At 53.7% G+C, this 10,608-nt stretch carries 11 protein-coding genes; 3 read left to right on the top strand and 8 right to left on the bottom strand.

Going from position 1 to position 10,608, the window contains the following annotated elements:
• Window positions 1–189: 189 nt before the first annotated feature.
• Together arsA and arsD are read right to left on the bottom strand one after the other, a co-directional pair.
• On the bottom strand, window positions 190–1,962 hold the full coding sequence (gene arsA, locus K227x_RS24790; RefSeq protein WP_145174300.1) for an arsenical pump-driving ATPase: 1,773 nt from the start codon (window positions 1,960–1,962) through the stop codon (window positions 190–192).
• Window positions 1,963–1,995: 33 nt separating this feature from the next.
• Complete coding sequence (gene arsD, locus K227x_RS24785) at window positions 1,996–2,370, bottom strand: arsenite efflux transporter metallochaperone ArsD (RefSeq protein ID WP_145174297.1); 375 nt, start codon at window positions 2,368–2,370, stop codon at window positions 1,996–1,998.
• A gap of 273 nt (window positions 2,371–2,643) precedes the next feature.
• Here arsD and K227x_RS24780 point away from each other — a divergent pair, with 273 nt between their 5' ends.
• From K227x_RS24780 to K227x_RS24770, 3 genes are read left to right on the top strand one after another with little or no spacing between them, the layout of a single operon-like run.
• The gene (locus tag K227x_RS24780) at window positions 2,644–3,267 is read left to right on the top strand and encodes a sigma-70 family RNA polymerase sigma factor (RefSeq protein ID WP_218933504.1); all 624 of its coding nucleotides are present in this window, start codon (window positions 2,644–2,646) and stop codon (window positions 3,265–3,267) included.
• Window positions 3,264–4,022 carry a protein kinase domain-containing protein gene (locus K227x_RS24775; RefSeq protein ID WP_145174291.1) on the top strand — a complete coding sequence of 253 codons (759 nt, stop codon included), beginning with the start codon at window positions 3,264–3,266 and terminating at the stop codon, window positions 4,020–4,022. The genes K227x_RS24780 and K227x_RS24775 overlap by 4 nt, the downstream gene beginning before the upstream one ends.
• A gap of 5 nt (window positions 4,023–4,027) precedes the next feature.
• On the top strand, window positions 4,028–4,960 hold the full coding sequence (locus K227x_RS24770) for a WD40 repeat domain-containing protein (RefSeq protein ID WP_145174288.1): 933 nt from the start codon (window positions 4,028–4,030) through the stop codon (window positions 4,958–4,960).
• 313 nt (window positions 4,961–5,273) lie between these two features.
• On the opposite strand, the gene K227x_RS24765 is transcribed toward K227x_RS24770, so the two are convergent.
• The 6 genes from K227x_RS24765 to K227x_RS24740 all read right to left on the bottom strand — a co-directional run bounded on the left by K227x_RS24765 (window position 5,274) and on the right by K227x_RS24740 (window position 10,607).
• A complete protein-coding gene (locus tag K227x_RS24765; RefSeq protein WP_145174285.1) occupies window positions 5,274–5,774 on the bottom strand; it encodes a chemotaxis protein CheX in 501 nt (166 codons plus the stop codon).
• Between the two features lie 55 nt (window positions 5,775–5,829).
• Window positions 5,830–6,666, bottom strand: coding sequence for a CheR family methyltransferase (locus tag K227x_RS24760; RefSeq protein WP_145174282.1), 837 nt, complete (start codon window positions 6,664–6,666; stop codon window positions 5,830–5,832).
• 3 nt (window positions 6,667–6,669) lie between these two features.
• Window positions 6,670–7,830 carry a protein-glutamate methylesterase/protein-glutamine glutaminase gene (locus tag K227x_RS24755; RefSeq protein WP_145174279.1) on the bottom strand — a complete coding sequence of 387 codons (1,161 nt, stop codon included), beginning with the start codon at window positions 7,828–7,830 and terminating at the stop codon, window positions 6,670–6,672.
• Window positions 7,827–8,201 carry a response regulator gene (locus K227x_RS24750; RefSeq protein WP_145174236.1) on the bottom strand — a complete coding sequence of 125 codons (375 nt, stop codon included), beginning with the start codon at window positions 8,199–8,201 and terminating at the stop codon, window positions 7,827–7,829. Before K227x_RS24750 ends, K227x_RS24755 begins: the two co-directional genes overlap by 4 nt.
• A gap of 122 nt (window positions 8,202–8,323) precedes the next feature.
• Window positions 8,324–10,087 (bottom strand): methyl-accepting chemotaxis protein, encoded by a 1,764-nt coding sequence (locus K227x_RS24745; RefSeq protein ID WP_246146207.1) that lies wholly within the window; start codon window positions 10,085–10,087, stop codon window positions 8,324–8,326.
• 85 nt (window positions 10,088–10,172) lie between these two features.
• A complete protein-coding gene (locus tag K227x_RS24740) occupies window positions 10,173–10,607 on the bottom strand; it encodes a chemotaxis protein CheW (protein ID WP_145174233.1) in 435 nt (144 codons plus the stop codon).
• Window position 10,608: the final 1 nt, after the last annotated feature.

Genomic DNA, 10,608 nt, shown 5'->3' with positions numbered 1-10,608 from the left:
TTACGAAACGTGTGCCAGGTAAATATTGCCCCATTTTACTCTTCCGTGCAGTCGTGAATGTCTTGCCCAAGGTCATAGGCCTAACTATTGCCCTCAATTAACATTCAGGATCGCTTCGAGCGGCAAATTTTGACCTATGCAATGGTTTCGATCGGGCACAACTGACAGAGGCCGGACAACCCCGCAGGTTCATCTTTCGGTGGCGGTCTGTTGCGTCAACTTTTGAAGTTGCGTTCGTCCGGTCGGCGGTTCACTTTGCCAAGGGACCAGTGCGACGCGTTTGGCAAGTGTGGATTTCACTTCGTCGATAAACGGCAGTTCGTGTTGTTGACGACGCCGCAGTGTCGGATCGGTGACGTCCAGTGGCACCAGGCTCTGGTTGATGACCCATGCGAATGGTTCAATCTCTGCTCGTCGCAGATCCTCTTGTAACTTGGCCGCTTCGTGGACCGGCGTTGCCTCGGGAAGCGTCACGACCAACACCCGTGTGAAATTCGGGTCACGCAGTCGTGGCAACAATTCCTGCACCGACTCGGTGATCTGTTGGGATTGCCGCGACACTTCACGGTGATAGGCCAGCGCCGAATCGAGCAACAGAACCGTGTGCCCGGTCGGTGCGGTATCCAAAACGACAAATCGATCCTTGCCCTCGGACACCGCTTTGGCGAAAGCACGGAACACCGCGATTTCTTCGGTGCACGGCGAACGCAAATCTTCCTCTAACAACGCTCTGCCTTCGGCATCCAGATCACGTCCCGCGTTCTGAAGCACTTCGCTGGTGTAGTCGGCCGTTTCCTGGGCCGGGTCGATGCGGCCTACTGTCAGGCCGGCGATTTCGTCCGCTGCGATCGTGGCAGCGATGTGAGCCGCCGGATCCGTCGTCGATAGATGCACGTCCAAACCACGCTCGGCCAACGCGACGGCAACCGCCGCGGCGACAGTCGTTTTGCCGACGCCGCCCTTGCCCATCGCCAGGATGACGCCGTGGCCGACGGCCGCTAGTTCGTCGATCAACGAACCGAGTCCGGCTGGGTAGGAATCCACATCCACGACATTGACCGGAACTTCGTTGGTCTCCTGCGACGCTTGCCCGACCTGGCGCAGTGAATCAACGCCCATCAATCCAGCGCTCGCCAACGGGATCGTGGTTCGTGGCAGTTCACTAATCTCCGTGGGCATGCCTGCCACGGCTTCGTCGCCTCGGCTCTGCATGGCGACCGAGATCGCATCGCTTGGCGTCTGGCTCTTGAAGACTCCGTTGATAATCAAGTGTTGATTGTCGACGCCAAGGGTGCGCAGTTCTTGACTGGTCCGCTGGGCTTCGCGAAACGCAGATGGTTCTGGTCGCGTCACCAGCACCAACGTCGTCACCGCGGCGTCGCCAAGTGCAAGGACCGTTTGCTTGTAGATCGCCTGTTGTGCCTGCAGACCCGCAAGCGGTCCTAGGCAAGACGTTCCCGAAGTGTTGTCGTCCATGAATCCAGACCATGCCGATGGCAACGTCAGCAATCGCAACGTATGACCGGTGGGAGCCGTGTCGAAGATCACGTGGTCAAACTGGCTGGTCGCCTGTTTGTCGCCCAACAACTTTGCGAATTCATCGAAGGCTGCGATTTCCAGCGTGCAAGAACCCGAAAACTGTTCCTCCATGCTGGCAACGGCCGCATCCGGCAACACGCCACGATACGGACCGACCATCCGTTCGCGATATTCGCGGGCCGCCGCTTCGGGATCGATGTTCATCGCCATTAAGTTCGGCACGGACTCAATCGCAGTCGGATCGTTCGACAACGGCGTGCCAAGCACTTCATCCAGGTTCGATGCTGGGTCGGTCGATACCAACAAAACTCGCAATCCGCGATCCGCCAATTGGACCGCGGTCGCACAGGCCATCGAAGTTTTGCCGACGCCGCCTTTGCCCGTGAAGAACAGGTTGCGTGTGGGAGTGCTGAGGAACTGCATCGTTTGTCTCCAAAGACATGGATCGTTGTTGTATTAGCAGCAGCCCGTGTTGCCGCCACAGCATCCGCCGCCATCTGCCATCGGAAGCCCGGCTTTCGGTTGGGTTGCCGTGCCCGTCCACAACGCAAGATTCTGGCGAGATGGATATTCGCTGCGGCTAACCACGCGGTCGTCCACAATCACCAACGGCAAACATTCGACGCCTTCGTCCGCCAGCATTTGTTTGACCAGTTCGCGGTTGGCATACTCCGCTGGGTTCTGCGACAGGTTGAACCGCACGACGCTGTGGCCCTGGGACTTCAGCCAATCCAAGTCCGCGGCAAACTTCGGCAGCGCGGGATCGACCTGCGGACCGCAGACGCCGGTGGAGCAGCACATCGCCTTGTCGTAAATTTCAACTTTGCTCATTTCAATTTCCTTTCGAGTACCACCTGGCGGACGTCAAATCGTTTATCGTCTATTAACGATATGCGATGTCGTCGGTTCCGACAACGGACAATCAGCCAAAATCACTTGCCCGTGACAAATCGCCGCCGATCGCGGCCACTTTCGGTTTTCGGCCGGTCGGCAACGGTCTGCGTACCGAGTTCGTTCCGTCTGGCTTTTTCAGTGGCATTTGGTTTCCTGATCCACGACACTGAATGCTGGATGGTATTGAACAGGATTTTATGGGAGCAGAGTGTGACGTCCATTTCGACCTCGCCGACCGACGCCAGTCTGATCAAACGTTGCCGGGCGGGTGACCGAACGGCGTTCAGCGGTTGGTTTGATTCGCGACGTGGCGATCTGAAAGCTCAGGTGCATCAACGGCTCTATGGCCGGATGTTACGGCGGGTCGATGCGTCGGATGTCGTCCAAGAGCTTTTTCTGGATGCTGACCAACGGCTTCCCGAGTTGCAACAGTCCGAATTGCCGCTGGACGGATGGCTGCGAATCTTGCTGAAACAGAAGCTGGTTGATTTGCAGCGTCGGCACATTCACGCCGCCAAACGCAGTGTCCGACGCGAACGGCCCATGGATTGTCCCGGATCCAATGGCGAGCATCCGAAGGATGGGTTAGCTGCGGACGTTTCGTCGCCCAGTATGCATTTGCAAAGAATCGAATCACGTGATCAAGTCCAGCGTGTGCTCGCCAACATGGCGGAAGTCGATCGCGAAGTGCTGGTTCTTCGCCATTTTCAAAATTTGTCCAATGCAGAGGTTGCTGCTGCACTCTGCATCAGCAGCAATGCAGCCAGCAATCGCTACGTTCGTGCACTGATGCATTTTCGCCAGCAACTCGCTGTGACGTCCACGGTCGGATGATCTCTGAACCGGGCGGACCGACGCCGATGGAGGATTCCTCGAGCGATTTGCTGGGTCCAATCGTCGACGAATACCTGGCCTTGCAGCGAGGTGGGCGTGCGCCTGATCTGGACGCGTTTGTGCCCATGTACCCCGGTCACGAAGAAAAGTTGCGCCAACTGTTGCCGATGGCGGATCTGTTGGACACCGCACGCCCCATGCTAGGCGAATTCGATTCCGACGACGATTCGATCGGTGCGGGGTCAAGACTCGGTGATTACTCACTCGTCAAAGTGATCGGCCGCGTTGGCATGGGAGTTGTTTACCAAGCCGAGCATGTCTTGCTGGGCAGTGTCGTGGCAATCAAAGTCTTGCCGCGAATGCTAAACAGCACCAAGCATCGCGAACGCTTTCTGCGAGAAGCGTCCGCTGCCGCCCTCATGAATCATCCCAACATCGTTCGAGTGTTCGATTTCGGTGCGGTTGCCAGCACGAACGGGCTGTTGATTTTTGATTTGCAGTGGAACGACGCCGTTGCCCACAAAACCAGCAAGTCGGTCGGTCTGTACGAGTTGACGTACAGTGACGATGGAACGCTGCTAGTGGGGGCGGGAGAACGCCGTATCACCAAGGTGTGCATTCGATGCTGGACCAGGAAGTTCTGCGTGTCGAATCCGACGTTACACCAGTCGCTGGAAAAGAGGGGGCAATCTTGTTTGAAACGCCCGATGGATTCGAAATCCGAAGACTGGCATCGCCGAGTGTTCAACAGGTAATTGGCATGGATGTCCATCGCGTGGCTGATGCAGAGATCCGTCCTTTGGTCGACGATGTGGTGGTCGCTCACTCCGGCGGCATTCGTGTCTTCGATCGCGACACGCTTCGACGGAAAGCTGCCCGCGATTTCGATCAACACTTTCCACAAATTGCGATCGATGCTGATGGCACCCTCTTCTATCACGACTGGCAAAACGTCTTTCAAGTGAATCCCGGTCAATTGCCAAGCCAGCAGAACGAAGCAGTCGTCCATCTGGATGGTGCAAGGATACTGGACATTGCAGTTGCGAAAAATGGTGGTCATTTGGCGGTGTTGAATAGCACGCCCGCAGAGTTGCAGGTCTATTCGACTACCGATTTTTCGCTGCAGGCGACGTTCACCACCGATTTCAACAACAGCACCGTCCGTTTTACAGAGGATGGGCAACGGCTGTTGGTTGGATTGTCGACGCCAGGTCTGGCACGAGTCTTTGACTTGGCAACGCGAACACAAGTGGGCGAATTCGATTCACTTCCGTTGGACCTGATCGAGACAGATGATCATCGCTGGTTGGTCACCCGTGGTGGTGGCTTCAGAGTTGTCGACGCGAGCGACCCCTACCGACCATCGGTCGGCATGCGATCGAGTGCTTTGGCAAAATGGAAGTTGCCCTCATTGGCCAAAATTCTGGTCTCGCCCGACGGAAGCCGGATTGCGACGGAAACGCTGAACCCTCGAGCTGCTTTGGTTCTGGATCGATCCGAGCAGACGCCGCTGCGATTGTTGCCCGGTCTGAACCGACAACCCGAAAGCCGACCGCTTGCCTACAGTCACGATGGTCGGTACCTGGTTACCGAACGCGGGCGATCGAACGTCACGATCTGGGACTTGCAGGCACTGGACACGCAACTTGAATCGTTCATTCAATCGGCTCCCGCGACCGCGATCACTGACTGATTTCGCAGGTGTCTTCTTTGCTTGGCTCGGAAAGGACTCGTTCCCGGCCCATGGTTTTCATTGACCGGCGACAACGGTATTTCGTGGTTTTATAAAAAACGACCGATTTTGTACGGGGGGAGGGCTGCCGGTCTGGCGGATTTCTTGCTGATCATTCACCCGATGCAGGAAATTCTACTATGAACGCATTTCGCCCCTCCGATCGTGGACGACAATCTGCATCGCCCCCGACACGCCGCCCGAAGATCAGCAGTATGAACGACTTGCGTCTTAACCACGCGGCATTCGGCTCTAGACTATCATAGCACCTGGATCAGGTTTTGGGGAGCATTCCAGCAAGGACACTAGGCGTGCAATGCTTGATGGCAATCGAAAACATTTGCCCGTCGCATTCAAGAGCAACCAATTGGCTCGAATCATTGTTTTGCAGCTTGAAGCCAAGATCAACTCCACTCGCAACGCTTGGCAGAGAGAGCGATGACGTCCCTGGCAGAATCCCCTTTAGGCTACCACCGACCATATTCGACAGTTCTGCGATCGCATCTTGAATGTCGTCTAACGCAATATCTTCCTCGGGTATCATCATCATTCTCGCAGCCGCCTTGCGACCAAAATCGGCGTCCGTGTGAATTTCGACGGCGCCATTCCAATCACCGTAAATCTGCACGCAACCGATAAAGTTGCAGGCATTCTCTTGGGGAGACTGCTGCGGTGAGCGATCGGACGCTTCTTTGCATTCCATATCGAGCATGCTGACGCAGATTGCTTGAACCAAGCTAAAGACGTCCTGAGGATCGATGAGTTGAGTATTCATTATTTGGTGTTTTGAATTCATGAGATTGCTTAAACGAGGACCATCAGGGAGCGGACTAAACCGGTTCGTAACAAACCGCGCGGTCGATTTGGACACGTCGAAATTCGGTGGTTAAGTTCATCGTGTTCTCGGAACCACCTAAGAACAGGCAGCCATCGTCGCAAATCCGTTGCCTAACGTTGGACAATATCTCGCGTTTGGTGTCCGGGCTGAAATAGATCAGCACGTTTCGTAAGAATACGACATCGATGGAACTCAGCGACGCCGGCCAACGCTCAATCAAATTCACTGTGTCGAACTTCACCATTTTTCGGATGTCATCGCTAATTTGCCAGTGAACGCCTTGGCGATGAAAATATTTCATCAGCAATTGCATCGGCAGACCTCGACTGACTTCCGACTGGTTGAAGATGCCTGTTCGTGCACGTTCAAGCACTTGGCTTGACAGGTCGGTGGCTCGAATGCGTATATCCCAGTCCATCAGCTTGGGAAATGTTTCACGAATCAGCATCGCAATCGAGTAGGCCTCTTGACCGCTCGAACACGCGTTGGACCAAAACGTCAATCGCTTCGTCTTGCTTCGCTTTTCAATCAATTCTGGAATGATTTTGCTCTTGAGCAAGTCAAAGGGATAGGCGTCTCGATAGAAGCTAGTCTCGTTTGTAGTCATCGCATCGATGATTTGTTCTTCAAGATGTCGGCTTCCTGGACGATGGAGTTTTTCGACCAATTCGCTGATCGAGGATAATCCATTCTCCCTTGCGACCGGCCCCAGCCGAGATTCGACCAAATAAGCTTTGTTCGCTTCAACAACGATGGCGGATCGCTCGCTAACAAGTTTGGCGATAGCTGCGAAGTCAGCGTCCGAGAAAGAAAATGTTGCTGTGCTCATGAATTAGGCCCCTGATTTCACGAGAGTAAGTTTGTTCCGACCGTGCATTGCGTGTTTGGTAAGCTCAGCTCCGACTCGCTGCAGCGAAAGAACCTGATGTGCCAAGCCGGCATTGGTCACCGCAGCCGGCATTCCCCATACGACAGAGGTTTCGCGATCTTGCGCGATGATATGACCGCCCGCCTTTGCAACATCGCGGCATCCTTGGAGTCCATCCGATCCCATCCCCGTCAGAATGCAAGCTAACGTTCCTGGACCGAAATTGGACGCGACACTTTGGAAAAGTACATCGACGGCAGGACGGCATGAGTTCACCGGCGCCGACTGGTCGAGCACAACTCGATGCGATGCCCCCACAGCCTTAACGGTCATGTGAAAGTCACCCGGTGCGATCCACACAGTTCCAGGCTGGAGCGAATCGCCAGCTTTTGCTTCTGCAACCGTCACCGAGCACTTTGTATTCAAACGATCCGCCAAATGCTTCGTAAAGACTGGCGGCATATGCTGCACGATCACGACCGGAACAGGTAGGTCCGCGGGTAAGCTTGGAAGCACCTGTGCAAGAGCATTTGGGCCACCGGTGGACACACCGATCGCAATCACGTCCACACGTTGCTTTGGAGTCCGCCGAAAGGTTGGCGAACTGCAACTGTCCAATAACGCATTCCCCAATCCAGTCGCCTCTGGACCAGAGGAGGCCTGGGCGGATCTCTGAGTAGCCCGTGCCAATTGCAGATGATCTTGAAACCAAGAGCACAATCCCTTGATTTTCGGAACCATTTCGCCCCTGACCTTCGCGATCCCTTCGGTAACACTCCCTACGTTTGCAGGCTTACCGACATAGTCGTTAGCACCTCGTTCGAGGGCATCAAGCGTTCCTTCAGCACCGCGATGTGTCAGCGTGCTAAACATGATCACCGGCAATTTTCGGTCGATCTTCCGCAGTTCTGTCAAGGTTTGCAGCCCGTCCATTTCGGGCATTTCAATATCCAATGTCACAACGTCTGGCTTCAAATTCGGTATCTTCGCCAGAGCGATCCTACCGTTCGGTGCGGTCCCAACAACTTCGATATTCGGGTCATCAGCCAGGACCTGGGTCAGCAAGCGTCGAATGACTGTAGAATCATCCACAATCAAGACGCGAATTTTCCTTGCTTCACTCATTGAAAGACCCCGATCCCCAGTAGCTCCAACTTGGACTGAATCACCTCAATTGTGAACGGCTTCATTACATATTCGTTGACGCCGGCCACGAAGGCCAATGCCATACGATCCATTTCGCATTCAGTCGTTACCATCATCATCGGCAAATCGCGATGCTCTGCTTGGCGCCGAACCGACTTGATGAATTCAAGACCATCCATTTCTGGCATGTTCCAATCGACCAGTACAATATCTGGCGTTTCCATTTCAGCCAATCGCTGAAGTGCTTCGATTCCGTCTGAAGCTTCAGTAGTTTCAAATCCCAAAGTCGACATCATGTTACAAATCATGCGACGTATGGCTCGAGAGTCATCAACAATGAGGGCGTTCATTTGGGTCTTCGAATTAAGAGAGAGCTAACGTACCACCGAAAGTTTGGCGGTTGAGAGTTTTGCACTGCCAAAACGCAAGCTGGCGAGTCCAATTGGTCTCGCCAGCTTGGTTTACATCGTGTCTAGAACTTGAAACGCTGCACCAATTTCTGCAGGTTTGCTGCCATTTCGGAGAGCTCACCCGCCGCTTGCTGAGTGTTGCCTGCCCCTTGCGAAGTGCCATCGGCAGCCGTTGCAACCGAAGTAATGTTCTTCGCGATTTCATCGGCACCCAGTGAGGCCTCGCCAATGTTGCGGCTGATTTCATTCGCCGTAGCGGTTTGTTCCTCAACAGCACTTGCGATCGTATTCGAAATATCGTTGATCTGGTTGATCACTTCACTGATCTCGCGGATCGCAGAAACTGCACCGTTGGTGTCCGACTGGATCGTTTCGATCTTACCGCTGATTTCCTCTGTTGCCTTAGCTGTCTCTTTCGCCAATTCCTTGACTTCGTTGGCAACCACGGCAAATCCTTTGCCGGCTTCGCCAGCACGGGCTGCTTCGATCGTTGCATTGAGTGCCAGCAAGTTGGTTTGCTCGGCAATCGATGTGATGACTTTGACGACCTTTCCGATCTCCAGGCTGCTTGCACCCAGCTTCGAGATTGTGTCATTCGTCTCGCTCGCCACCTTGACGGCTTGGTTGGAAACTTTCGAAGCCTCGGTTGCATTGCGAGCAATTTCGCGAATTGCCGAGTTCAGTTCTTCAACGCCCGTTGTGACAGTCTGAATGTTCTGACTCACCTCGGTCGAAGCACTCGACACAATGTTTGCTTGCGACGACGTTTCTTCAGCATTTCCGCTCATCTGAGCACTCACGGCCGACAATTCCTCCGAAGCACCAGCGAGTGACGAAGAATTCTCTGCAATCGATTCAATGCTCCCACGCAGGTCACTGAAGAAGGTTGCCAATCTCGCCCCCACTTGACCAATGGCATCATCGCCATTCACATCGATGGTCTGTGTAAGGTCACCATCGGTTGCCGCATTGACGACCTTTAGAATGTCAGCGACCTTGTTCTTCAGCTCTTCTCTTGCGTTGACCTGCGCGGTCGTGTCCGTCGCAAACTTAACGACTTTGAATGGCGCGCCATTCATGTCCAGGATGGGATTGTAAGACGCTTGGATCCAAACTTCCTTCCCACCCTTGCCAATTCGCAAGTACTCTGCGGCTTGGTACTCGCCATTCTTGAGCCGTTCCCAAAAATTAGTATAGTCGACTGAATTTGCATGATCCGTGGTTACAAACATTCGGTGATGTTTGCCGACGATCTCTTCGAGTGAGTAACCCAGCGTTTTTAGGAAATTTTCATTGGCGGTCAAGATGGTTCCGTCCAAGTTGAACTCAATCACCGCTTGTGCTTTACCAATGGCATCCAGCTGGCCTTGGAAGTCAGCAGCCCTCAGCTTCGACGCAGTAATGTCAGTTGCGAATTTGACAACCTTGAATGGTTGGCCGGCATCGTCGAGGATTGGATTGTAGGATGCTTGGATCCAGATTTCTCGTCCGTCTTTCGTCAGCCGCTTGAATTCGGAAGCTTGAAACTGCCCTTGGGCAAGATTGCGCCAGAACTGCCTGTATTCTTCGCTGTTTTTCGTCGCAGGTTCCACAAACATGCTGTGGTGCTTGCCCACCACTTCTTCAAGCGAATAGCCGAGGGCATTTAGGAAATTGTCATTTGCAAAAGTGATATTGCCTTCAAGATCGAACTCGATTACGGCTTGCGAGCGACTCATCGCTTCGACTTGGCCCTTGTAGTTCATCAGATCTTGCTTGTTCGCCGCTGCAGTAGCGTTTTTTGCAGTTGGTTGTGTCTTACGAGGCTTAGTGAGCGTAGCGACCACGTGCGATTCTCCGAGTAAATAGAAAGTATTTGATAGTACTTGACTGACTGGTGAAATTCTGAAAAAGATGAGTCCGATGTGTCGCCTAATTAAGTGTGACGTTCATGGCACGCTCCGTGTTGAGGATCAGAATCAGGTTGTCATCAGTCTTATAGGCACCACGAATCAGGTCGCGAGCAACACCATTCAATGTCGCAGGTGATGATTCAACGTTGTTATTCGAAATCTCCCTCACTTCGCCAATCCGATCGACGAGAAAGCTTGTGGCGCCCCCACTGCCGCGAACAATGATATTCATTGGCAGCTTGTCCGGTTTACGATCCTCCAGCCCAAATCGTTTGCGAAGATCAATCGCAGTCACGATCTGACCACGCAAGTTAATGAGTCCGCAGACGGACTCGTGAGCAAGCGGGACTTCAGTCATTTCCTGGTAGCGGATGACCTCTTGGACTGCGCTGACCTCAATCCCAAAGACTTGACGATCAAGATAGAACGTGCAGATTTGTTTATCAGTTAGCATT

Origin of the sequence: Rubripirellula lacrimiformis (assembly GCF_007741535.1) — a bacterium.
Lineage (GTDB): Bacteria > Planctomycetota > Planctomycetia > Pirellulales > Pirellulaceae > Rubripirellula > Rubripirellula lacrimiformis.
This window is presented reverse-complemented; position numbering and strand designations above follow the sequence as displayed.